This is a genomic window from Novosphingobium sp. P6W (assembly GCF_000876675.2).
In the GTDB taxonomy this organism is placed as follows: Bacteria; Pseudomonadota; Alphaproteobacteria; order Sphingomonadales; family Sphingomonadaceae; genus Novosphingobium.
Genome location: NZ_CP030352.1, coordinates 1,763,141 through 1,786,429 on the forward strand (window position 1 = coordinate 1,763,141; position 23,289 = coordinate 1,786,429).

Consider the following 23,289-nt stretch of genomic DNA (forward strand, 5'->3'; position numbering starts at 1 on the left):
TATGAGTCCAGCGCAGCACGAGAATATCGAGGGCGCCATTGCTGTCGACGTCCGGCCAACCGATGCGCCTGTTACACAGGCGAAGATCGAGGAGGCTTTTCGTACGCTGTTTCAATGGGTGGGCGAAGATCCCGATCGCGAGGGTCTTCTTGATACGCCAGGCCGGGCCGCGCGTGCATGGCTTGAATATTGCGCAGGCTATCTGGAAGATCCCCGCGCGTATCTGGCGCGCACATTTGCTGAAGTGGGAGGCTATGACGATGTCGTGCTTCTGCGCGACATACCTTTTCATTCGCATTGCGAGCATCATCTGGCACCGATTACCGGCACGGCTTCCATCGCCTATCTACCGGGGGAGCGCGTCGTTGGAATCTCCAAGCTGGCGCGGGTCCTGCACGGCTTTGCCCGTCGGCTACAGGTGCAGGAAAGGCTTACAGCGCAGGTCGCTGATTGCATCTGGGAACGGCTTCGCCCGCGCGGGGTGGCAGTGGTGATCGATGCGCAACATGGGTGCATGTCGGGGCGAGGCGTGAGAACTCATGGTGTCGCTATGGTCACCAGCCGAATGATGGGATGCTTTAAGGATGATCCAGACAGCAGGCGCGAAATTCTTTCGCTGATGGGACGGTGACATCGTTACCGAACAGTCTCCGCAACCAGCCCGATCTGTCGGGGCACTTCGGTGCGTTTGGCGGACGCTATGTCGCCGAGACCCTTATGCCGATCCTGCTTGACCTGGACCGGGCCTATCGCGCAGCACGCCAGGATCCGACGTTCGCCCGTCAGTTGGACGAGCTAATGACTCATTATGTCGGTCGGCCCAGTCCGCTCTATCATGCCGAACGCCTGACAGCAGCGTTTCGTGACAGGCTGCCATGCGGCACAGGACCAAAGATTTACTTCAAGCGCGAGGAGTTGAATCACACAGGCGCGCACAAGATCAACAATTGCATAGGCCAGGTTCTGCTGGCCATGCGCATGGGCAAGACCCGGATCATCGCGGAGACGGGGGCAGGGCAGCATGGTGTAGCCACCGCCACTGTCGCGGCACGTTTCGGGCTGCCCTGCACTATTTTCATGGGTGCGCGCGACATCGCTCGCCAGCAGCCGAATGTTTTTCGCATGAAGTTGCTGGGCGCTGACGTTGTGCCGGTGACGAGCGGTGCGCAAACGCTCAAGGATGCGATGAACGAGGCTCTGCGGGATTGGGTGTCCAACGTCGATGACACTTTCTACATCATCGGCACCGCGGCAGGTCCGCACCCCTATCCCGAGATGGTGCGCGATTTTCAATCGGTCATCGGGTTCGAGGCCAGAGCGCAGATATTGGCGGCGGAGGGCCGTCTGCCGGACCTGCTGGTGGCCTCGGTGGGCGGCGGGTCCAATGCGATCGGCCTGTTCCACCCCTTCCTTGATGATGCGGAGGTGGCCATGCTGGGTATCGAGGCGGCGGGCCATGGCCTGCACACCGCCCAACATGCGGCAAGCCTGTCAGGTGGGCTGCCCGGCATACTTCACGGCAACCGTACCTACTTGCTTCAAGACGAGGACGGCCAGATCAGCGAGGCGCACTCTATATCGGCCGGTCTAGATTATCCGGGGATTGGCCCAGAGCATAGCTGGCTCCACGATGTTGGGCGTGTTCATTATGCGGGCGTGACCGATGTCGAGGCGCTGGCCGGATTTCAGCTTTGCTGTCGCACGGAAGGTATCATCCCTGCGCTGGAATGTGCCCATGCTATTGCGGGGCTTAGCGACGTCGCGGGGGACTATCGACAGGATCAAATTGCGATCCTCAACCTGTCAGGCCGAGGGGACAAGGATATTTTTACGGTGGCAGAGGCGCTGGGCGAGACGCTTTGACTGATCGGGGTCAAGACAAGGTCTTCAATATCCTGCCTCTATCGCCAGCCTGATGGCCTCTGCGCCCGATTTGACCTCAAGCGCGCGCAGCATCGCAGCCCGGTGCATTTTGACCGTACGTTCGGTAAGGCCGAGGTCATAGGCGATCTGTTTGTTGAGCTTACCGGCTGCCATGGCGACAAGCACCTGGCCCTGACGCGGAGAAAGCGCGCTAACTTTGCTGCGTGCAGCCTCCGATCGCCGCTCATTTTTGTCAGCTTTTGCCGCCTCCACCTCCATTTGCGAGCCGAGGAAATATTCAAGTTCGCCATCGGCCCCGAAGATGGGAGCGACGAGCACGGCATTGCGGAACGCGGTGCCATCCTTCTTGTAATTCAGTATTTCGACAATGACCGGCCGCTTCTGACGAATGCCCGTACGGATCGTTTCGGTCAGTGCCGCTTCCGTGCCGGAGCCCGACATGAACCGGCAGTTGCGGCCCAATATTTCGGCTCGATCGTAACCGGTAAGAGCGATGAAGGCGTCGTTGCATTCCACGATCGGATTGTCCGGCAGGCGCGGATTGCTGATTACCGCTGCTATCGCGCTCCCAGAGATCATTTTGGAGAGGGACATTGTAAAGTCTGCGCCCATATTTTCGGGCCTTTGGCGAGTGCCATGCCCCTTAGACCATGTTGCCCCGATGCGTCGGCTGCCGCAAGCACACTGTATTGAAACGTCGGCGATCCGGTGTCGATGCGGAGATGATCAGCGTGCGAATGGCAATTATTGGTGCAGGCATTTCAGGCCTAGCGTGCGCCGACAGGCTTCGAGATGATGGCATGGACGTTGTGCTGTTCGACAAGGCGAGAGGCGCAGGCGGGCGCATGTCGACGCGCCGCGTGGAAACCGCCGCCGGGACCGTGCATCTGGATCATGGCGCACAATATTTCACCGTCCGCGACCCGTTGTTCGAGAGCAAGGTGGACGACTGGTCTCGGCGCGGGGTTGTGGCGCGATGGCCGGAGGTGGCGGGCGACGCTTGGGTGGGAACCCCCACAATGAATGCGCCGGTACGAGACATGGCGTCGAACCATGTCGTGCATTTCGGCCATCATGTTCACGGGTTGCTGCACAGTGACGACCAGTGGTGGGTCAAGCTCGACAACGGTCTGGAGGGACCATTTGATGGCGCCATCGTCGCCTTGCCAGCGGAGCAGGCCGTCGCAATGCTGGGCCTGCACGACCTCGGCATGGCGAGTGCAGCCATGATGGCACGGTCGCAGCCCTGCTGGACGGCGATGGTCGTCTTCGCCGAGGCGCTGGATATGGACGCAGACTATCTGCGGGATCGGGGCATTATCTCATGGGCGGCACGCAACTCGGCCAAACCCGGACGCATGGGGCCGGACGCATGGGTCGTACAGGGAACCGGGTCCTGGTCCGCCGCTCATCTGGAAGAAACGCCCAACACTGTCGCACAGGCCCTTCTGGAGGCACTGGTCGACGGCCACGATCATTCGGTTCTCCCGAATATCCTCAGCCTGACCGCGCATCGCTGGCGGTACGCGATGACGCGGGGAACGGACAAGGGCGCGTTGTGGAATGGCGCACTGCGGCTGGGTGCGTGCGGTGACTGGCTGTCCGGGCCGCGTGTCGAACTCGCATGGCTTTCGGGTCAGATATTGGGAGGGCTTATCTGCGAGTCGGCCGACGGATAAGCGGTGGAGTCAGAGCATGGACAGTGCGATGATGAGGGCCGCCAATCCGATGGACAGCCCGATACGCAAACGCATCCAATCCGAAGATATGGAAGTGGAATAGACGATTGCCCGGTCGACGAACGGCGAGAACAGGATCAGCGCCCCCAAAATGCGCATGGCGGGTATGGGCCATTTCCATCCAAAAGTCCAAGGCATGAACAGGGCGAGGCAAATCAGGCTGGGCGCCACCGCCGCAATCCATATCCAGGACGGCAAGTGCGGCCGTCCCATGGCCAAGCCCCACCATATTCCACCGAGAAAACTGAAGATGAACGCGGCGTAGCCAAAGCCTGCCGCCAGCATGATCCAACGCAGGCTCGGGTCGACCAACACGGCGGCCACAAAGACCGCAGGTGGCAGCAGGCCCGCATAGCCCATATGTTGTGCACGCTTGTCGAGAATTTCGGACGATAGGTTCATCGGCTTGACCAGCAGGGGTTGCGCGGACTCATCCGATCATTAGTCCGGCAGTCGCCTTCGCGCTGCCGACTACGCCGGGTATGCCCGCGCCGGGATGGGTCCCCGCGCCGACGAAGAACAGATTCCCGAAGTGATCGTCCCGATTATGCGCCCGGAACCACGCGCTTTGCGTCAATATCGGCTCAAGGCTGAAGGCGCTCCCTAGATGGGCGCCAAGATCATCGCGGAAATCGACCGGACTGTAGTGGAACACCGTGTCGAGCCGGTCGCGCAAGTCGGGGATCAGCATTTCCTGCACCTGATCCAGAATGAGGTTGCGGTAGCGCGGCCCCTCCGTCGCCCAGTCGATGTCGGCCTTGCCGAGATGCGGGACGGGGGCAAGGGCATAGAAGGTCGAATGTCCCTCCGGCGCCATGGAGGGATCGGTGGCGCTGGGATGGTGGAGATAGAGCGACGGATCGGGCGCGAGCCGTCTATGGTCATAGATATCGCGCAGCAAGGGCCCGTAGCGATCCGAGAAGAGGATCGAGTGGTGAGCGATGTCGGGATAGTGACCGCGCAAACCAAAATGCACCACGAAAAGGCTGGGCGAAAAGCGTTTCGCGCGTAGCCGCTTTTGCCTCCGCGCCGCCACCGGAGAGGGCATTAGCAAGCCATAGCTGTGGACGATATCTGCATTGCTAGCGATCATGTCCGCCGCCAGCCTTTGGCCGGATCGAGTTATCACACCGGTCACCTGCTTGCCTTCGTGCAATATCCGCACTACGCCGTCATCCAGGATAATCGTCCCGCCGAGGCGTTTGAACAGTGCGGCCATGCCGCTGACTAGCCGGTTCGTTCCACCCCGCGCGAACCAGACGCCGCCCGACTTCTCAAGAGCATGAATCAAGGCATAAATACTGCTGGTCCGCATGGGATTGCCACCGACGAGCAATGTGTGGAACGACAGCGCCTGCCGCAGTTTCTCGTTTCGCACGAAGCGTGAGACAGTCGCGTAGACAGAATGCCAGGCCTTGTGCCGGATCAGCGCTGGCGCAGCCTTGACCATGCTGGTCGCGGTGAGGAAGGGAACGGCGCCCAGTTTGACATAGCCATCCTCATAGACCCCGCGAGAATAGTCGAGAAAGCGGGCATATCCCTCCACATCTGCTGGATCGAGCTTGGCGATTTCGGCATTAAGGGACTCGTCGTCGTTGGAATAGTCAAAGCTCGTGCCATCCCCCCAGAGCAGGCGATAGAAGGGGCTGACGGGAATGAGATCGACGTCGGCGCTCATGTCCGATGCCGTCAGAGCCCACAACTCGCGCAGGCAGGCAGGATCGGTGATAACGGTCGGTCCGGCATCGAAGACATAGCCTTCCTTGCGCCAGACGTAGGCGCGCCCGCCGGGCTCATCCCGGCTCTCCACTACGGTGGTCATAATGCCGGCGCTTTGTAGGCGAATGGCCAGCGCGAGCCCGCCGAAACCGGCTCCGATGACAATGGCGGTGCGAGGGGAGGTCATGACTGTTCCTATCAGTGCCGGACCAATGGCATGGAGCGCGGTCACTGTGTGCGGATCGGGGTTGGGGGCCCCCGACCCGGCCAGTGCAATCTGGACGCAATGTTCGAAGGATCAACCTGTCCGAAGGTGCGCATGTCGGGAAGCTACAGGACCGGCTAAGACGCACGGCTTATGGCACCTAAGGCGGGTGCCGACTTGCATAGGATGAGCCCCCTCGACCGAAAGTGACCGCCCCGAACGTATCGTGTTGCTCGCAAATCCGAGAGGGTTTTGTGCGGGTGTGACTCGCGCGATAGAGGGTGTCGAGCGCGACCTGATGACTTTTGGTCGGCCGGTCTATATCCGTCGCCCGATTGTCCATAACCAGACCGTCACTGATCGGCTGGCTGCAATGGGAGCGATCTTCGTGCGCGAAATAGAGGAGGTGCCTGAAGGCGCGGCCGTGATCCTTTCGGCCCACGGCGTGGCGCCCTCCGTCAGGCGGGCTGCGATCGCCCGCAGCCTCAAGGTGATAGACGCAACCTGTCCGCTGGTCGCCAAGGTCCATTCCCACGTGATTGCCCACTATCGCGCCGGTCGACATATCCTGCTTATCGGCCATGCCGACCATCCCGAAATCATCGGTACTTTGGCACAGGTTCCGCCCGATGGCATCTCCCTCGTCTCCGCGCCGGGAGATGTTGCTGCCCTCGGGGTGCGTCGCGATACAAAGATTGCCTATGCCGTCCAAACCACCTTTTCGGTCCGCGACGCACGCGCGATCGTTGCCGAAATGGAGGGGAGGTTCGCGGACATCGTCGGCCCTCGCGCGGGCAATATCTGCTACGCAACCACCAACCGCCAGGTTGCGGTGGCGTCGATCGCGGGAATCGTGGATTGCCTACTGGTCGTCGGCGACACGCAGTCGTCCAACGCCAATCGGCTTGTCGAGGTAGCATTGGCGGCAGGCTGCAAGGATTCGATGCTGGTTCGGGATCGGTGCGATCTCGATTGGGCGGTGATCGACAAGGCAAGTGCCATCGGCCTGACTGCCGCGGCCTCCACGCCTGATTCTAATGTGCAGGATATTTGCGCCGCTTTGGCCACCCAAGGATTGACCATACGGGAATATGAGGGGCTTCAGGAAACCGCCACTTTCCGGCCGATGTCCATGGTCAAAGAATAGCTGCGATGCGAGCCTGCATTTTTGGAGCGTCGGGTGGGGTCGGAGCGGCGCTGGTGCAACGATTGGTGAACTCGGGTGCGGTCAGCCGCATGACCGCGGCAGCCGCAATCGACGCCGCCAACGTATCTACGGAGAGAGCGGACGTCTTCTACGCAGCACTAGGCGAGCGGCTCGCAGGGATCGGGCCGCGCATCGACGCTGACGCCGTGCATGACCTTCGGATTTTACTCGACCGGTGCATGGAAGTCGGACCTCGCGGCGAGGACGCGGCGCTCTTGCTAGTGTCGAAGAGGCTGAACGTCCTTCTGGATCCCGAAAACGCCGACGTGGTCGCCTATATCGCCAAGCTGCGGAAACGAGCCAAAGCTGCAGCTGAGCCTTTCACCACTGCTCCGGCACGCGCTTGCTCTGGTAAAGGACGCGCCCCTCTGACGGTCCAAAACGGTCGAGCAGTTGCCAAGCACGTGAATGACCGGCTTGGTCGCGAGCCGACGTTTGCCGTGTCGAACCAAACGGCATAATTTGGTCGCCGACCGCCGGCAAGTCGTGGGACAAAGCGACCGTTCGCTGCACCTCTCGCGAACGACGGCTTTTCAGCCGACACCGGACACTTCTCCGGCGCGGGATCTCTGGCTCAGGTATGCCATCACTGGCCGATTGCGGAATGTCCGGTCTGGAGAGGGATGCTGGGATAGCTGCCGCCACCTGCCAAGCGACTCCGTTCGCGTGCACCATACTTAGCTGGCCGAGGATATCTTCGTTGTTATCGTTCGCATGGTCTATGTCGTCGGCAACCGTCATGCGGCTCGTACCCGAGGATGCAGTTCCGCGCGCGCTTGCCCTGCTCAATGGCGGCAACGCGTTGGCAACGACGATTGCGGCGCCCTTGGTAGCTTCCTTGGCCAGTACATCGGTTGGCGCGGTGCGTTTTTTCTGCATTGTGCCGCTCGCCGCAGTCACGCTAGCTTGGCAGTTCTTCACGCTTCCAAAGATGCCGAGCCGCGAACGTACGAGCGGCGGGGCGACCTTCAAGGTCCTGCGTCGGCCGCAGGTGCGGCTCGGCATGGCCGCCGTGGCACTGTTATTCATGGGGCAGTTCGCGTTGTTCACCTACCTGAGGCCATTCCTGGAAACGGTCACCGCTGTCGATGTCTCCACGCTGTCGCTGTCGCTGATGCTGCTAGGCCTTGCCGGCGTCGCGGGATCCTATGTAATCGGGTTCGCGCTCAAGAAATCTCTCTACGCACTGCTAGTCGTAATGCCTTTGACCATGGCTGCTGTAGCCGCAGGATTGATTATTTTCGGCTCTTCTCCTGTCATCGTTGCTGCACTGCTTGTACTCTGGGGCGCGATCGGCACCGCCGCTCCGGTCGCTTGGTGTTCGATCGCCTTGGCTATCAAGCAACCTTCCTCATGAGCGCCGCGCTGCTTATCTCGTCGGCTCTCGCCGCGCTGCTCGCTTCGCGGAAAGCCATGGCCCGCTCCGATGGCAATGAGACCCCAATCGCTGCGGCGGCTAGCTGCCTGTCGTAAACCACGATTGTGGTGCGGTGGCCGATAGGGAAGTGTTGGCTCACCTTCGGAAAATGGCAGATATCTGCCCGTCTGCTGACCGCCGGCACATGCCTTCGATCGGGTGAAAAGATGCCCGTCGCGAAGTGCCCCCTTGCGTAAGCTCAACTTGCGAGTCGGTCTCGCTTCCCAATACCGTCAATCGAGAGTAGCGGTCGCCGATGTTGAGCTCGCTTCGCAATCGCTATCTTGACGTCTTAGGATCGATCTACATCTATAACGAACATCGAGGCTACACCGCGATCGACCGCGTATTAGAGGCCGTCCGCGCCCGTTCGCCCGACGATCAGGAATTCATACACGCGATCGAAAAGCACCGCGCCGACGAGCGGAAACATTATTTAATGTTCCGTCGTTGGTTTGAGATGCAGGGGCGAATGCCCATGTTAGTCGACCGCACCTGCGGCCACATCGACCGCTTCGTCGAGATCATGTTCCGCCAGACTATCGATGAGCTAGATACGGCCTCGATTGTCGCATGCGACGAACTATTCGAGAAGTTGTGCCTGGTTATCTCGCTGACCGAACAGCGCGGTCACAAACAGGTCGAAATCCTGCTCGATCATCCCTTGGTAAAGCACGACCGAACTCTGATGAAGATCTTCCGCATAATCGAAAAGGACGAACCGAGCCATTGGCAGCCGTATGACGCATGGCTCAAAGCACATGGTAAGCGCGAGCCGAAATGGTGGGAGCGGCTTGTCGACACGTTCATTCACTCTGAGCTGCTATTTCTGAAGATTCCTGTCTTGTTCTTGCGTTCCGGCCTCAAGCGCCGGGTGGATTGGCCCGATACCTATGATCCTGCGGAAGAGCTTGCTTCGAAGTGTGATCTGGCGACGGCATAGTCGCTGTTGGCGGGATGACCCAGATATCCGCTTTCCAAGGTGGGTCCAACGGGTGGCGGCAATACTTTCGTCTTTGAAGGAAGATGAAGTGTGAGACATGAGGTACCATCGCCGGATATCTTGTTCGTCTGCGCAGCGGGCGGAAATATGGGACTGTCGGTAAAGGGGCGAGGCCGAGAACTCTATTGGTCGCAGGTTCGATCGGGATTCTTCGTCGATGTTTTAGATGATCTCGCCGAGCGGAGGGATCCGGCCAACTGAACGCAAGGGTGGCAGGCCGGCTTTGGGTCTTGCTGAACTCCAAGACCTCTCTCGAACATGGTAGCGTCAATTTCCTATGGCGAACCAGTCAGCAGCGTTCTCGACAGCACTGGTGACGACGTGCTTGTCGTCGCCCGATATTCAGATGAGACTTGATATTTTGCGGGTGAGGTGCAGAATACGCGCTTCTTCGTGCTCGATCCACTGCATGGTAACAGGTGCTGTAGCGCGACATCGCCGGTGATTGGTCAGCGACACTGATGGTGATGTGTCAGCGGTGACGTTGGGGATAGTGTCCCACGAAGTTAGCCGGGATCAAGATGCGGCGTCGCGCAGCGATGTCGCTGGGCGATGTCGCTGGATCAGGAGCACTGTCGCGGAGCGATGTCGCTGCGGCCAAGGCGGATCGCCTGCGATAGCTCTCGACGTTCATTTCGAAGATAGTGGCGTGGTGAACGACCCTGTCGATGGCAGCGACTGTCATTGCCTTATCCAAAAAAATGGCATCCCAACCGCTGAATGGTTGGTTGGCGGTGATCATGATGGAGCGCAGTTCGTATCTGGCAGAGATGAGTTCGAACAGGACGCTGGTTTCAGCTTGGTCCTTGCGGACGGAAGACAGGTCATCGAGGATGACCAGGTCGAAGCGGTCGAGCCTGGCGATCTCCTGGGTCAAGGTCAGGGACTGGCGTGCGGCCTGCAGACGCTGGACGAGATCGGTGGTCCGGGTGAAGAAGACCCGGCATCCGCGCGCCACAAGCTCGTTGCCGGCGTGCTCTCGAGCAAAGGCACGATCTCTTTATCCCACAGTTCGGCGAGCGGATCGGGCCTGCCGCCGCCATGACGTCGCTCCCGGCGACGCTCCGATGGCGACCGGGAATTTGCTCTGTCCGGTAGCCCGTGCTGGTGGAAAAGCCCGCCGTGGCAGCGGCGGCTTTTTGCGGGTGTTTTTGACGAAGGGACATGTAGTACCTCTGCTGTTTGTCGGTGATAGGACGGCCAGGCATCCGATCCTCTTCTTGGCGTTGAAGATCGGACCATCCTGACCGCTGTCGCCGCCGACGGCACGGGGAAACCCGCGCCCGTGTGGGGGGAAGCTACGTCCGGGCTGCGCCCAGCCTCCGCTTCGCCCCACACGTCATCTACGATGTCGCTGTACAGGGTGCCACGTTCCAACAAGATATGATCCGCGCGAAACGGCCGGGGTCTGCATGCCGCGCGCCCCTCGCATCGATGTTGGCCAACCCGCTGACGCCGCCTTTTACAGGTCAACCGTCTTTCCGGTTCGCTGCGGCAGGACCGCGATGAGCAGCAGGATCGCCGCCGCGAGGGCTGCGGATGCGAGGGGCCGGCTGAATGCCAGTCCGCCCTTTTCCAGCGGCTTGTCTAGCAGGTCGCCCACCGCTGCGCCCAGTGGCCGCGTTAGGATGAAGGCCGACCAGAACAGGGCTACATGACTGACCCGGCTTCGGAAATAGAGCAGGCACACGATCGCCAGCAGGCCGCCGAAGACCAGCGCCGCCCCCGAATAGCCCAGCCCGCCCGTGTCCGCGGTCCAGTCTCCCAGCGCCGTGCCCAATGTCTGCGAAAACGTGATCGTTATCCAGTAATAGACCTCCGCCCGAGGCTCATGGACGCTTTCGACCGCGATTGACCCCAGCGCGCGGTGCCACACGGCCAGCGATGCCAGCACGCAGCCCAGCAACAAAGCCGAGCCGCCGGCATAACCGATACCCATCGAGCGGGTGGCGAAGTCGGCCATCGTGGTGCCGGCGGTCGTCGAGGCGATGATCGTGGCCCAGTAGAGATAGGGGTGGAATGCGCGCGCTGCGATCTGCCGCCATGCCAGCACCAGCAGAATGCCCGCAAAGATCGCGGTGCCCACCAGATAGCCCAGGTTCAGCGTCATGCTGACCGTGTCGCCGGCTGTTTCGCCCAGCGTGGTGGCGAGGATCTTGATGACCCAGAAACCAAGGGTCACTTGCGGCACTTTCGATAGGGCCTGTCGGGCGGCAGATGACAAAGTGCGGTCCTTTTCGACTGTATCGGGGGATTGTTTCATCGCAGGACGTAGTCAGCGATGTAAGGCAGATGGTCGGACAGCGCTCTACCGTTCTCGTCCCGGAAGCCCGATGGCACCCGCAAGTCGCGCAGGCCCAGGTGTTCGCCCGTCCCGGCGCGGAAGTACTGCTTGTCCTTGGCATGCTTGCGGACGGCGGCGACGGCCTGCGCGTTCTGCGGGAATCCGGGGGCAACGCGGTCGAGGTCGGTGGCCTCCAGACTGCCGGCAAGCAGGCCGCCGTCGGCAGCCTGGGCGGCGATGCGGTCCCGGTCATGGCCGAGGTTGAAATCACCGCCGAAGATCACATCGCTATCGGCGGCTACACTGGCGCGGATGAACGTGCGCGTTGAGGCGATCTGGCTCTGGTACGCAAAGTTCGCCCGCCCCAGCTCGACGCCCGAAGCCTTGCGCGAATTGAGATGCACGTCGGCGATGGCGATGGGGCGGTCATGGCCGGGGACCTTCACCCAGGCCACCAGCACGCCTTTGGCGGCAAGGCAGTCATAGCCTGCACACATATCGGCGGGAAACGCCATCCTGCGTGTGCGGACGATCGGATAGTCGGACAGGATCACAAGCCCGCTGTCGACCCATTTGCCAAGGCCCTCGCCCTTTGACCAAGAGGCTTGGCTCGCGAATGCCGCGTCGGTCGCAGCAGGCGACTTGGCCGAGGCTGTCGGGGCATCTGCTGCTGCGGGGCCGATGGCGAAATGTGCGTAGCCGGCGGCGGTAGCAATGGCCTTGGCTTGCGGGATGAAGGCTTCCTGCAACAGTACGACGTGGGGCTGGGTTCCTGCCCGGCGCAGGTCGCCCAGGCGTTCGCCGATCTGCCGGACCTCGTCGGCACGGCCGTAAGCCGCCGGGAAGGGCAATCCCTTGATATTGTAGGTCATGACCGAAAGATCGCCCGCAGCGGGCCGCTGTACCGGCACGGGCAGATCCAGAACGGCTGCTGGCGATGGCCGGGACAGGTTGAGGGCGACGATCGCGGCGAGGGGGATGAAGGTCAACAGGCGCAGGCGCTTCACGCAAGGTACTCCCACAGGTTCGCAGGATAGACACCGCCGCGCCTGCAAAGCCGCACCGGGCAATCCCGAGTGCGGTTTCCTGCAAGGCGTGGAGTCCCAGTGATGTGCCCCGGCTTGCGGGGCGGCAGCAGAGGGAAGCGGCGGGGATGCGCGGAACGAGAACCTTGAGCCTTGTGTGCGCGCTGACGGTGACCGCTCCTGCTGGAGCCGAAGCCCGCTCGAACCTGGCGGCTTCGCACAAGGAGCAGGGTGCCCGCGCGGTCATGCTCCTGCCCGAGCAGTTCCAATGGACCGGCGGCGACCGTGCCGCCATTGATCGTTCGAAGGCCGTGAAACTGGCTGTCGATCGCGGCAGCGGGGGCTGGAGCCTCGATTTTCTGTCGTTACGATCGTCCGGGCCGGAAGACCGCCCGTGTTGCGCATCGGGCGGCCACTTCGCCAACAGCCAGACGAGCATGGAGATGTGGCACGCGGTCGGGGATAGCGATGTCCTGCGTGTCAGCGCCCGCGTCGGCAAGGTCAGCCGCCACGCGCTTTCCGCTGTGGTCTTTCCCGCCAAATCCAGGGCCGCCTATGCCGATGTGCAACTAGCCTGGGACCGGGGCAGCCGCTGGACCGTTTCGACCGGATGGTTCCGGCAGGAGGGCTGGGGCGGGCGGCGCATGGATCTGGATGTCGTGCGGATTGGCAATGGAGAATCGGCAGCGGCCAGCGGTTTGCGCGCAGCCGCTCGGCTGGCGGTCGATGGCGACCGGGACAATGCGCGCACTTGGCTCACTGTGGAAGCCCGCGAGGGCAGTCGCGCCCTGGGACCGGGTGCCGGGATGCACCATGCGAGCGACGTGGGCCTGACGCTGACGGCGATGTTTTAAAGTGGCTATCGTGATACCAGAGGCGCAAAATCGCCGGCACCTTCAAGGCCAGCCAAGGGAGAGAATCTTTGCTCAGGCAGAACGGGCGATGACGTCGCAGGGGCAGGAAGTGCCCGCCGAAGGTGGCCTGCGCCAGCTATGCCTTGCGCTGCGGCCCGAACTGCGTCGGTTTCTGCTCTCACGCCGGGTCGGAGAGGCGGATGCCGACGATCTGCTGCAGGACCTTTTCTTGAAAGTCGAAACGACGGTGACCGGGCCGGTGCGTGCGCCCAAGGCCTATCTGTACCAGATGCTCAACAACATGGCGCATACCCGCCGCCGGACCGAAGCTCGCCAGCAGGCCCGCGATGCCGATTGGCTGGATGCCCCGGCAAAGTCTCCGGGAGTGGAGATGGAGATGGCCGACCTGTCGCCCGATCCCGAGATAACCCTGCTTTCGCGCGATCACCTTGCGCGGGTGGAGGCTTGCCTGGCGGCGCTGCCGGACCGTACCGCCCATGTCTTCCGGCAATACCGGATCGAAGGCGTGTCGCAGAAAATCATCGCACGCGACCTGGGTATCAGCCTGAGCGCGGTCGAAAAACATCTCCAGCGCGCCTACAATGCCGTACTCGAAATTCGCAGCCGGTTGGACCCGGGCGCCGCAGGGAATGCAGGAGGCACCGATGCAATCGCCCGCTGAAGACATCATGCGCGAGGAAGCGATCGCCTGGCACCTGCGTCTCAATGACCACTCCGACGGGGACTGGGACGGTTTTGCCCGCTGGCTCGATGCCGATCCCCGGCACAACGACATCTACGAGGCCGTGTGCGATGCCGACCTTGCGCTGGAACCTGCCGTCCAGCTAGCCCGCGCCGCGCCCGACGAACTCGCACCGGATCCTTTCGCGCTGGATCCCACGGCTCGCTCGCCGCGCCGCTGGATGTGGCCGGCGATGGCGGCGTCGGTCGCCTTCGCGGCGCTTGGCTCCTGGGCGATGACGGGTGGGCTGGTGAGCGAGTATACCGTGCGCACCGCGCCCGGTGAAACCCGCACGTTCGCGCTGGGTGACGGCACCCGCATCGTCCTCAACGGCGCTACCGAGATCGCGCTCGACAAGTCCGATCCGCGCGTGGCCGAACTCAAGACGGGCGAGGCGCAGTTCATCGTTCGCCACGATGCTGTGCGGCCTTTCACGCTGACCGTCGGCGACCAGAGCATCGTCGATGTCGGCACCGTCTTCAACGTGCGCAGCGGCAAGGACGCGCTGCGGGTGGAGGTGGCCGAAGGGGCGGTGCGCTTCGAGGACGGGATGACACGCCTGCGCCTGGGCGCCGGCGACACGCTCGATGCCGGCAGCGGCAAGATCGTCGAAGGCACCAAACCGGTCGGAGAGATCGGCGGATGGACACGGGGACGGCTGGTCTATCACGATACACCTCTGGTGGAAGTTGCGGCCGACATCACCCGCGCGCGGGGCGTTGGCATCGAACTTGGCCCGGATGTTTCGGACCGCCGCTTTTCCGGCGTCATTCAGCTTGATGGCAGCGACATGGCGCTGCAGAAGCGTATCGCATCCCTGCTTGGCGTGAAGGTGACGGCAACTGCCGATGGTTGGTCGATTACGCGGTGACGGACGGGCGGGCGTATGTCTCGCCGCTGCGTTCGCACTCACCGTCACCACCGGGCCGGCAGAGGCGCGGACAGCGCAGCCTTTCGCGGTTCCCGCGGGGCGGCTGTCCGACGCGCTGATCGCCCTGTCCGAGCAGGCGGATATCTCGATCGCCATTGCCGATCCGCGTCTCGATTTGCTGCACACAGCCGGGATAAGGGGGCGATACGAGGTAGCCGATGCGTTGCGCCGCGTGCTGGCGGGTAGCGGTTATGGCTTCGTCTTCGTCGATGCGCGGACGGTGCGGCTGGTGCGTCAGGCACCGGCGCCTGCGCGCCTGTCGACAAGTCCGCCAACGCCGGCGCCACGTCCCCGACCGGCACCTCCGCCAGATGGTTCCGGCCCCGACATCGTCGTCTCCGCGACTAAGCAGCGCCTTGGCCTGCTTTCCTATCCGGCGAGCATTTCGGTCGTCGAGCCAGAGCGTGCCGAACTGGCGCGCGCGGGCGGCAAGGGCACCGGGTTCATCCTCGGCAAGTTACCGCAGCTTTCCTCGACCAACCTGGGGCCAGGGCGGAACAAGGTATTCATCCGGGGCATCGCCGACAGCAGCTTCAACGGTTCCAGCCAGGCCACGATAAGCCAGTACCTGGGAGAGACACGGCTGATCTACAGCGCGCCCGATCCCGATCTCGCGCTTTACGATATGGCCCGCATCGAAGTGCTGGAGGGGCCGCAAGGCACACTCTACGGTGCCGGAACGCTTGGCGGGATCATCCGGCTCGTGCCCAACGCGCCGGATCTCCAGTCCTGGAGCGTCGACCTGTCGGCGGGCCTGCGCGCCACGCAGGACGGCGCGCCCGGCGGCGACGGCGCGGTCACGGTCAATGTCCCGCTGGTCGAGGGCACGCTGGCGCTTCGGGCCGTGGCTTATGAAACGATCGACGGGGGCTATATCGACGATGCCCAGCGCGGCCTCCGGGACATCAACCGCAACAAGACCTCGGGCCTGCGTGCCGGGCTGCGCTGGCAGCCGGACACAGCCTGGACAGTCGACCTTTCCGTATTGAGCCAAGACATCGCCTCGCGCGATGGGCAGTACACCCTGCGCGGCGAGCCGGACCTGATCCGCCGCTCTGCCATCGCCCAGCCGTTCGACAACGACTACCGGTTGGCCGACCTGACCGTGCGGCGTGACTGGGGTGCAGTCGAACTGGTGTCGGCAACGGGCTTTGCCCACCATGCGATCCGTTCCACGTTCGATGCTACTCCGACCGCCATCGGCCCGGCTGCGGCCCCAGTCGCCTTCACCGAGGATATCACCGTCAGGCTGTTCTCCCACGAAACGCGGCTGTCCGGCCAACTGGGGGGATCGGGCAGCTGGCTTGCCGGTATCGGGATCGTGAACAACGACGACCGGATCGAGCGCCGGCTGGGCAGGCCCGGATCGCCGGCGCTGCTTGCGGGCCTTTCGAACTCCACGCTCGATCTCGCCGCTTTCGGCGAGGCGGGTGTGCCGCTTACCGGCGACCTCGTGCTGACCGCAGGCGGGCGTTTCAGCTACGTGCGACAATCCAGCGAATTTACCGGGCATACGGCTGCCGAAGGGTCGGAGCCTGTGCGCACGCAGCGGCGCCTCCTGCCCTCCGCAGCCTTGTCGTGGAAGGCCCGGCCCGGGCTGCTCGTCTACGCCAGGTTCCAGCAGGGCTACCGTCCTGGCGGACTGCAGGTGACCGGATCGTCGAGCGCACCGGGCGCGGAACGCTTCGGAGCGGATCGCATCGGCACCGTGGAAGCGGGCCTGCGCTTCGGCATGGACAACGGCGCGCGCCTGTCGGGCAGTTTCGCCGCCTCGCTGGCCCGCTGGCGCGACGTGCAGGCCGATCTCGTCGGTCTCGACGGGCTACCCTACGTCGCCAATATCGGATCGGGCCGTGTGCGCAATGTCGCGTTCTCGCTCGCCTGGCGCCCGCGCGCATTCCTGTCGTTCGAGGCGGCGGGCTTCCTCAATTCCAGTGATCTCTCCAAGCCGTCGCTGGCCTTCGCTGACGCGACGGACCGGGATCTGCCCAACATAGCCGACGAAGGCGGGCGCTTCGCAGCGAAATACGACCGCCAGTTTTCATGGGCGCAAATCACGTTCGATGCCGCAATTCGCTACGTCGGCTATTCCAAGCTGGCGATCCGCGCGCCCTTCGCGATGGGACAGGGGCGATACTACGACGTTTCCAGCGGCGCACGGCTGGGGTTCGGCAAGTGGGGCGTGGCACTGGATATCGACAATCTGCTCAACACCCGGGCCAATACCTTCTCGCTTGGCAACCCCTTCTCGGTCGCGCAGGGGCAGCAGCAGACCCCGATGCGCCCGCGCTCCATCAGGATCGGTGTCGATGCCAGCTTCTGAAAAACGCCTGCTCACCTCGATCCACGATGTCGCGCCCTGTTTCGAAAGCGAGGTGGACCGGCTTGCCGACCTGATCGAGGCGCGGCTGGGACCGGCGCGATTCGCCATGCTGGTGGTGCCCGACCATTGGGGCCGCGCGCCGCTGTCGCAGGCCACGGCGTTCCAGGCGCGCCTGCGCGGCTGGGCGGAGCGCGGGGTGGAGATGTTCGTCCACGGCTGGTTCCACCGCGACACTGCCCAGTATCAGGGCGCCGCCGGCTTCAAGGCAAAGCACATGACAGCGGGCGAGGGTGAGTTCCTGGGCCTGTCCCATGCCGAGGCGCTGCGGCGGATGCGCGATGGCAAGGCGCTGGTGGAGGATGTGATCGGCATGCCGGCGGCGGGCTTCATCGCGCCGGCATGGCTCTATGGTCCGGGCGCGATGCAGGCGCTGGGCGAATGCGGCTTCGCGCTAGCCGAGGACCATTTCCGGGTCTGGCAGCCGGGGCACGAGGACACGCCGCTGGCGAAGGGGCCGGTGGTGACCTGGGCTTCGCGCAGCACCATGCGCACCGCCTCCTCGCTGGCCTTCGCGGCGCTGGCACGGCCGGCGCTGCAGCCGCTGCGCACCGTCCGCCTGGCGGTCCATCCCGGCGACGTGACCAAGCCGTCGATCCTTGCGAGCGTGGATGCCACCTTACGCGCGTTCACGCGCCGCCATGGTCCGGGGCGCTACGCCGACCTCCTGAAATAAATCGCGCTTCGCCCGCCTGTCGGCGGTGCGGGTCTGTCCGGGACGCGGAGTCTCACGGACATGACAGCGCCCCTTCGGATCGCAATACCCATCCACAGCTTCGAGCCCGGCGGTGTCGAGCGTGTGGCGCTTAACCTGGCTGAGCACTGGCAACAGACCGGCCACCAGGTGACGATCGTCCTGGGACGGGACGAAGGACTGGATCGCGGGCGGGCTTCGGCCAGCCTCGCCTACCGTACCCGCGCGAGCAGGGTCCCGACCGCCCGGTTCGAGACGGCATGGATGATCTGGTGTTTGTTCCTGTTCCTGTCGCGCGAGCAGGTTGATGTTATCTTCTGCCCCGGCAATACTTACGCCGTGGTCTGCGTCGCTATGCGGCTGCTTATGGGCGAGAATTGCCCGCCGATCGTCAGCAAGATCAGCAATGACCTTGTGCGGCGTGACAAGTCGGCACTGCGCCGCAGGCTCTACCACGCTTGGCTGCGGGTACAGGGCATGGTTTTCGACCGCTTTGTGGCATTGGCCGAGCCGATGCATGGCGAGATTGTCAATGCGATGGGCGTGGGCGCGCACCGCGTCAGCATCATCCATGATCCGGCGATGACAAAGGCCCGGTTCGATCGCCTCGCCGCCATTCCGCGGCTGCAGGTGAACCGCGGATCCTACCGCTTCCTCGCCCTTTCGCGCCTCGTTCCCCAGAAGAACCTCGATGCCATGCTGCGCGCGTTCGCCGTCGGTTCGCAGCCGGGCGATAAACTGACGATTGTGGGTGACGGGCCGGAACGCGAGCAGCTGGAACTTCTCGTCCGGCGATTCGCCATCGAGAACCATGTCCGGTTCGTCGGCCACGTCACCGATCCCGACCCGCACCTGCGCGATGCCGACTGCCTGCTGCTTTCGTCCAATTACGAGGGTGTGCCCGCCGTCATGCTGGAGGCCATCGCAGCGGGCCTGCAGATCATCGCGACCGACTGTTCCTCTAGCATGCAGGCGCTTGCCGGGCATGGCGCGCGGGCCACGCTCGTTCCGGTGCGCGACATCGACGCCATGGCGCACGAGATTTCGCGCGTTGACCAAGTACCCCGACCCGGCCCGGCGCAGCGCGACTACGCGGCGCGCTTCACCGTCGAGGCCGCCGCCGGCACCTACATCGCGGTCATGCGCCGCTCAGTCGCCTCGGCCCGGCAGGTGCGGTTGCTGATGTCCTCTCCCCCAGCGCGATAGCGGCGCGCCGCACTCTGACCTCCTGTTCAATCTCAAGGAATACCTTGTGCTACAGACCGCACCCTTCCTGACGGCGCCGCCGGCTGCAGACATCTTCTCGGACCGACCGACCATAACACTGAGGCCGCAGGACACGTTTTCGTGGAAGCGCGGAATGGCTCTGTTGCCGGTGGTGTTCTCGATCCTGATCGCGCTCGGCGTCGTCCTCGAACTGCGCGGCATGAACATGGCGAAGGTGCTTGCCATGGTGCCGCGCGCTGCCGGGTTCTGGATGGTCTTCGCCGCGAGCTATTTTGCCGGGCCCGCCAGTGAATGGCTCATCTATCGCCGCCTCTGGCAGCTTCCGGCCGAAGGTTTCGCCGCTCTGCTGCGCAAGCTGGTCTGCAACGAGTTGCTGCTCGGCTATCTTGGCGAGGCGTATTTCTACACCTGGGCGCGTCAGCGCAGCGCGATGACGGCGGCGCCTTTTGGAGCGATCAAGGACGTGTCGATCCTGTCAGCCATGGTCGGCAACGCAGTGACCCTGGCGCTGTTGGTGGCGCTTTGGCCGTTCCTCTGCTCCACCGCGTTCGGTTTCGAGAACCGCGCCGTCATGCTCTCCTTATCGGTGGTGCTGGCAACTTCGATCGCGGCCATGGCGCTGCGCCGCCGCATCTTCTCACTGAACCGCGACGTGTTGGGATTCATCACCTCGATTCATCTGCTGCGCATCGTGGTGACCACGATCCTGTCGGCTGTGCTGTGGCACATGGTGCTGCCGGCTGTGCCAGTAAGCTGGTGGCTGCTGCTGGCGACCCTGCGCCTGCTCATCTCGCGCCTGCCGTTCATCCCCAATAAGGACGTTGTCTTCGCCGGGGTCGCCGTGTTCACGCTGGGCCACGAGACCGACATCGCCGCGCTGATGACGATGATGGCCTCGGCGATCCTGCTGGTTCACCTACTGCTCGGCTTGGCGCTGGCGGCGTCCGACCTGCTCCGCCGGGCGATGCGCGTATGACGATGCGGACTGGACTGATAGTGGCGGTGCTCGTGCTGTCGGGGGCGACGATGCCCTCCTCGCCGGACCTCGGAAAGAAGGAAGGCCAGTGCCGTGTGGACGAGCGGGGCCCTTCGCTGCGGGTCTCGGTAACCGGCTTGAAGGACCGTCAGGGCAACCTGAAGCTGGAGGTCTATCCAGCGGACAACGAGGACTTTCTGGCGGACGACAATGTCTTGTTGAGTGCCGGCAAGGTCTTCCGCAGGATCGAGATGCCGGTGCCGTCTTCGGGGCCGGTCGAACTATGCATTCGTGTGCCAAAAGCGGGGATTTACGCCGCTTCCCTGCTCCACGACCGGGACGGCGATCGCAAGTTCGGCTGGAGGGTCGATGGCATCGGCTTCTCGTCCAATCCGAAGCTGGGCTGGAGTAAACCCAAGGCCGCCAAGGTCGCCTTCACGGCGGGTTCGGGGCCGACAAGGCTTTCGATCGTGATGAATTATCGCAGCGGTCTCGGTGTGGCTCCCCTCCAGTAAAAGGCTATTATCATTGAAGATCGTCGACGTATGCGCCTTCTACAGCCCTCACGGCGGCGGGGTGCGAACCTATATCGAGCAGAAGCTACGGATCGGCCCGCAACTGGGTCACGAGATCGTCGTGATAGTACCGGGCGAGGCGCACGAAACGTTGGAACGAGGCCCCGGTGCCCGCATCGTGACCTTACCCTCGCCCCGCTTTCCGCTCGACCGCAAGTACGGCTATTTCGCCGACGAGGCCGCATTGCACGCGGCCCTCGACGCCGAGCGGCCCGACGTGGTCGAGGTTTCCTCGCCCTGGCGCAGCCCCTCGATGGTGGCGCGCTGGCAGGGCGCAGCGCGGCGCAGCCTGGTGATGCACGCCGATCCGCTGTCCGCCTATGCATACCGCTGGTTTTCGCCGGTACTCTCCCGGCCCTCCATCGACCGTGGTTTCGAGCGTTACTGGGCGCATCTGCGCCATCTGGGCCGCGCATTCGACATGACGGTCTGCGCCAATCACGACCTTGCCGGCAGGCTGCGGGCGGGCGGCGTGGCCGGGGTTCGCGTCCATCCGCTGGGCGTCGAGACCACCATCTTCTCGCCCGAACGCCGCGACGCGAACTTGCGCGCCGACCTGCTCGCCCTGTGCGGGCTGGACGCCAACGCCCGCCTGCTGGTGGCGGCGGGCCGGCTTGCCCCTGAAAAACGCTGGCCGATGGTGGTCGACGCCGTCGCCGCCGCCAGCCTCGACACGCCGGTGGGGCTGGTCCTGTTCGGCGAAGGGCGCGAGAAACGGGCCATCCGCAGCGCCATCGGCGGCAATCCGCACATCCGCCTGTTCGAGCCGGAGCGCGACCGCGCCGCCTTCGCCGCGATCCTGGCAAGCGCCGATGCCGTGGTTCACGGCTGCGAGGCCGAGACGTTCTGCATGGTCGGCGCCGAAGCGCGTGCCAGCGGCACTGCAGTGATCGTCCCGGACAGCGGCGGCGCGGCGGATCATGCCCGCAGCGGGGCGGGGCACACCTACCGGGCGGGCAACCGCTTCTCGCTGACAGATGCGATCGTGGCCTTCTGCGAACGCGGACCAAGGCCGCAAGGCACCAGCGGCGTCGTCAGCAACGTCCGGCACTTCGAAAAACTTTTCGCGGATTACGGGCAGTTCGGCTGCAATTCGCAAGCGGCCTGATGCGCCAAGTTTTTTTACCGCGAACGGTGCGGGTATCCCTGCGGCGCGGCGTCCATGCATCATGCGCATCGGTTTCCTGTTCAACCACGACCAGATCCACCAGGTAGCCCACAGTCTTCCGATCGCCCTGGCCCTGGCCGGGAGCGGGTTTGCGGGAGAGATCGTGGTCGCCACGACCAACGCGGCGCTGGCGGCCGAAGTGCGGCGCATCGGCGGCGCGCATATCGGCACCTCGATCGAGCATGTGGAACTGCAGCCATCCCTGCTTTCACGGCGAATGGACGCCATGCTGGGCAGAGTGGTTCCGGCGGGCAAATTGCTTATCTACCGGGATAACCTTGCGTTCTTTCGCAGCTTTGACGTGCTCGTCGTGGCGGAGAAGACCTCGCTGATACTCAAGACGCGCTATGGGCTAAGCAATCTGGGCATCGTCCACACCCGACACGGCGCGGGCGACAGGGCGATCGGCTTCAACAAGGCCAGCGCCTGCTTCGATCATGTCCTGTGTTCGGGCCGCAAGATTCGCGACCGGCTCATCTCCGAGGCGGGACTGGCCCCGGATGCGGTTACCATCGTGGGGTATCCCAAGTTCGACCTGGTCCGCGAAACCGGCAGGATCCGTTTCCTGCCCACCGCCGCGCGGGTGGTGCTGTACAACCCGCACTCCTCGCCGCACCTGTCCTCGTGGTATCGGCATGGGCACGAGGTGTTCGAGCAATTCCTGGGACGCAGCGATCACGGCCTGCTGTTCGCGCCGCACGTCATGCTGTTTCAGCGGCAGTTCGTCGTCACTATCGATCGGCTGACGGTCGACAAGGCGGGGGAGATACCGGCGCGGTTCCTGCGCGGCGACAACATCAAGGTGGATCTCGGCAGCCGGGCTTCCACCGACATGAGCTATACCCTTTCTGCCGACATCTACCTCGGCGATGCGAGCAGCCAGGTCTATGAATTCCTTCTCAGGCCGCGGCCCTGCATCTTCCTCAACAGCCAGGGACATGACTGGCAGGGCGACCCCAATTTCCAGCATTGGGCAGCTGGCGAAGTGATTGCTCGGCCCGACCAGTTACCCCTCGCGCTGGACCGGGCGGACGAGCTTCATGCCAAACGCTACCGGGCGGTGCAGCAGGATCTGTTCGAACAGAGTTTCGACCTCGACGAAACGCCTTCCTCGATCCGCGCCGCCAGCGCCGTCGCCTCGTTCGCTGAGCGGTATCGCCGCACGAACCGCCACCTCAAGCTCGTACCAGCCTGAGCGCCGGGACTGGTCATGTCGGGCAGCAAGCCGCTAGAAGCGCAGGATGGATCGCCCCCTGCAC

The 23,289-nt window shown here is 63.6% G+C and carries 22 protein-coding genes and 1 pseudogene; 17 read left to right on the forward strand and 6 right to left on the reverse strand.

Annotation, left to right across the window (positions count from 1 at the left end):
* Position 1: 1 nt before the first annotated feature.
* On the forward strand, positions 2 to 631 hold the full coding sequence (gene folE, locus TQ38_RS08530; RefSeq protein ID WP_113941899.1) for a GTP cyclohydrolase I FolE: 630 nt from the start codon (positions 2 to 4) through the stop codon (positions 629 to 631).
* Positions 628 to 1,863, forward strand: coding sequence for a tryptophan synthase subunit beta (trpB, locus tag TQ38_RS08535; protein WP_043977743.1), 1,236 nt, complete (start codon positions 628 to 630; stop codon positions 1,861 to 1,863). The genes folE and trpB overlap by 4 nt, the downstream gene beginning before the upstream one ends.
* 24 nt (positions 1,864 to 1,887) lie before the next feature.
* On the opposite strand, the gene TQ38_RS08540 is transcribed toward trpB, so the two are convergent.
* Positions 1,888 to 2,478 (reverse strand): LuxR C-terminal-related transcriptional regulator, encoded by a 591-nt coding sequence (locus TQ38_RS08540; RefSeq protein WP_043977745.1) that lies wholly within the window; start codon positions 2,476 to 2,478, stop codon positions 1,888 to 1,890.
* Positions 2,479 to 2,621: 143 nt separating this feature from the next.
* Between TQ38_RS08540 and TQ38_RS08545 the strand changes: the two genes are divergently transcribed.
* Positions 2,622 to 3,563 carry an NAD(P)/FAD-dependent oxidoreductase gene (locus tag TQ38_RS08545; protein ID WP_370059799.1) on the forward strand — a complete coding sequence of 314 codons (942 nt, stop codon included), beginning with the start codon at positions 2,622 to 2,624 and terminating at the stop codon, positions 3,561 to 3,563.
* A 9-nt stretch (positions 3,564 to 3,572) separates the two neighbouring features.
* Here TQ38_RS08545 and TQ38_RS08550 read toward each other — a convergent pair whose 3' ends face one another.
* Positions 3,573 to 4,025, reverse strand: a complete 453-nt coding sequence (locus TQ38_RS08550) for a DUF3429 domain-containing protein (protein WP_052505857.1) — start codon at positions 4,023 to 4,025, stop codon at positions 3,573 to 3,575.
* A 28-nt stretch (positions 4,026 to 4,053) separates the two neighbouring features.
* Complete coding sequence (locus tag TQ38_RS08555) at positions 4,054 to 5,529, reverse strand: phytoene desaturase (RefSeq protein WP_043977751.1); 1,476 nt, start codon at positions 5,527 to 5,529, stop codon at positions 4,054 to 4,056.
* 244 nt (positions 5,530 to 5,773) lie between these two features.
* Between TQ38_RS08555 and ispH the strand changes: the two genes are divergently transcribed.
* The 4 genes from ispH (at position 5,774) to TQ38_RS08575 (ending at position 9,114) form a co-directional block, all read left to right on the forward strand.
* The gene (ispH, locus tag TQ38_RS08560) at positions 5,774 to 6,694 is read left to right on the forward strand and encodes a 4-hydroxy-3-methylbut-2-enyl diphosphate reductase (RefSeq protein WP_162792224.1); all 921 of its coding nucleotides are present in this window, start codon (positions 5,774 to 5,776) and stop codon (positions 6,692 to 6,694) included.
* Between the two features lie 89 nt (positions 6,695 to 6,783).
* Positions 6,784 to 7,215, forward strand: coding sequence for a hypothetical protein (locus tag TQ38_RS08565; protein WP_043977757.1), 432 nt, complete (start codon positions 6,784 to 6,786; stop codon positions 7,213 to 7,215).
* Positions 7,216 to 7,358: 143 nt separating this feature from the next.
* The gene (locus TQ38_RS08570; RefSeq protein WP_255417940.1) at positions 7,359 to 8,111 is read left to right on the forward strand and encodes an MFS transporter; all 753 of its coding nucleotides are present in this window, start codon (positions 7,359 to 7,361) and stop codon (positions 8,109 to 8,111) included.
* A 316-nt stretch (positions 8,112 to 8,427) separates the two neighbouring features.
* Positions 8,428 to 9,114, forward strand: coding sequence for a hypothetical protein (locus TQ38_RS08575; protein WP_043977759.1), 687 nt, complete (start codon positions 8,428 to 8,430; stop codon positions 9,112 to 9,114).
* Between the two features lie 532 nt (positions 9,115 to 9,646).
* Here TQ38_RS08575 and TQ38_RS08580 read toward each other — a convergent pair.
* The 3 genes and pseudogenes from TQ38_RS08580 to TQ38_RS08590 all read right to left on the reverse strand — a co-directional run.
* Positions 9,647 to 10,144, reverse strand: a pseudogene (locus TQ38_RS08580) (ATP-binding protein); the annotation flags it as partial.
* Positions 10,145 to 10,636: 492 nt separating this feature from the next.
* On the reverse strand, positions 10,637 to 11,398 hold the full coding sequence (locus TQ38_RS08585) for a hypothetical protein (protein WP_370059765.1): 762 nt from the start codon (positions 11,396 to 11,398) through the stop codon (positions 10,637 to 10,639).
* 35 nt (positions 11,399 to 11,433) lie between these two features.
* Positions 11,434 to 12,465 (reverse strand): endonuclease/exonuclease/phosphatase family protein, encoded by a 1,032-nt coding sequence (locus TQ38_RS08590; RefSeq protein ID WP_043977763.1) that lies wholly within the window; start codon positions 12,463 to 12,465, stop codon positions 11,434 to 11,436.
* Positions 12,466 to 12,611: 146 nt separating this feature from the next.
* Here TQ38_RS08590 and TQ38_RS08595 point away from each other — a divergent pair, with 146 nt between their 5' ends.
* The 10 genes from TQ38_RS08595 (at position 12,612) to TQ38_RS08640 (ending at position 23,225) form a co-directional block, all read left to right on the forward strand.
* Positions 12,612 to 13,337: a hypothetical protein gene (locus TQ38_RS08595; protein ID WP_162792225.1), complete on the forward strand. Its 726-nt coding sequence runs from the start codon at positions 12,612 to 12,614 to the stop codon at positions 13,335 to 13,337.
* A gap of 88 nt (positions 13,338 to 13,425) precedes the next feature.
* Positions 13,426 to 14,019, forward strand: coding sequence for an RNA polymerase sigma factor (locus TQ38_RS08600; RefSeq protein WP_043977768.1), 594 nt, complete (start codon positions 13,426 to 13,428; stop codon positions 14,017 to 14,019).
* Positions 14,003 to 14,950 carry a FecR domain-containing protein gene (locus TQ38_RS08605; RefSeq protein ID WP_043977848.1) on the forward strand — a complete coding sequence of 316 codons (948 nt, stop codon included), beginning with the start codon at positions 14,003 to 14,005 and terminating at the stop codon, positions 14,948 to 14,950. The genes TQ38_RS08600 and TQ38_RS08605 overlap by 17 nt, the downstream gene beginning before the upstream one ends.
* Complete coding sequence (locus tag TQ38_RS08610; protein ID WP_043977771.1) at positions 14,928 to 17,333, forward strand: TonB-dependent receptor; 2,406 nt, start codon at positions 14,928 to 14,930, stop codon at positions 17,331 to 17,333. Before TQ38_RS08605 ends, TQ38_RS08610 begins: the two co-directional genes overlap by 23 nt.
* Positions 17,320 to 18,066: a DUF2334 domain-containing protein gene (locus TQ38_RS08615; protein WP_043977774.1), complete on the forward strand. Its 747-nt coding sequence runs from the start codon at positions 17,320 to 17,322 to the stop codon at positions 18,064 to 18,066. Before TQ38_RS08610 ends, TQ38_RS08615 begins: the two co-directional genes overlap by 14 nt.
* A gap of 60 nt (positions 18,067 to 18,126) precedes the next feature.
* Positions 18,127 to 19,290: a glycosyltransferase gene (locus TQ38_RS08620; protein WP_043977777.1), complete on the forward strand. Its 1,164-nt coding sequence runs from the start codon at positions 18,127 to 18,129 to the stop codon at positions 19,288 to 19,290.
* Between the two features lie 46 nt (positions 19,291 to 19,336).
* Positions 19,337 to 20,287, forward strand: a complete 951-nt coding sequence (locus TQ38_RS08625; RefSeq protein ID WP_052505859.1) for a hypothetical protein — start codon at positions 19,337 to 19,339, stop codon at positions 20,285 to 20,287.
* A complete protein-coding gene (locus tag TQ38_RS08630; protein ID WP_043977780.1) occupies positions 20,284 to 20,802 on the forward strand; it encodes a DUF2141 domain-containing protein in 519 nt (172 codons plus the stop codon). Before TQ38_RS08625 ends, TQ38_RS08630 begins: the two co-directional genes overlap by 4 nt.
* A 13-nt stretch (positions 20,803 to 20,815) precedes the next feature.
* The gene (locus tag TQ38_RS08635) at positions 20,816 to 21,970 is read left to right on the forward strand and encodes a glycosyltransferase (protein WP_043977783.1); all 1,155 of its coding nucleotides are present in this window, start codon (positions 20,816 to 20,818) and stop codon (positions 21,968 to 21,970) included.
* 61 nt (positions 21,971 to 22,031) lie between these two features.
* Positions 22,032 to 23,225 carry a hypothetical protein gene (locus TQ38_RS08640; RefSeq protein WP_043977784.1) on the forward strand — a complete coding sequence of 398 codons (1,194 nt, stop codon included), beginning with the start codon at positions 22,032 to 22,034 and terminating at the stop codon, positions 23,223 to 23,225.
* Positions 23,226 to 23,289: the final 64 nt, after the last annotated feature.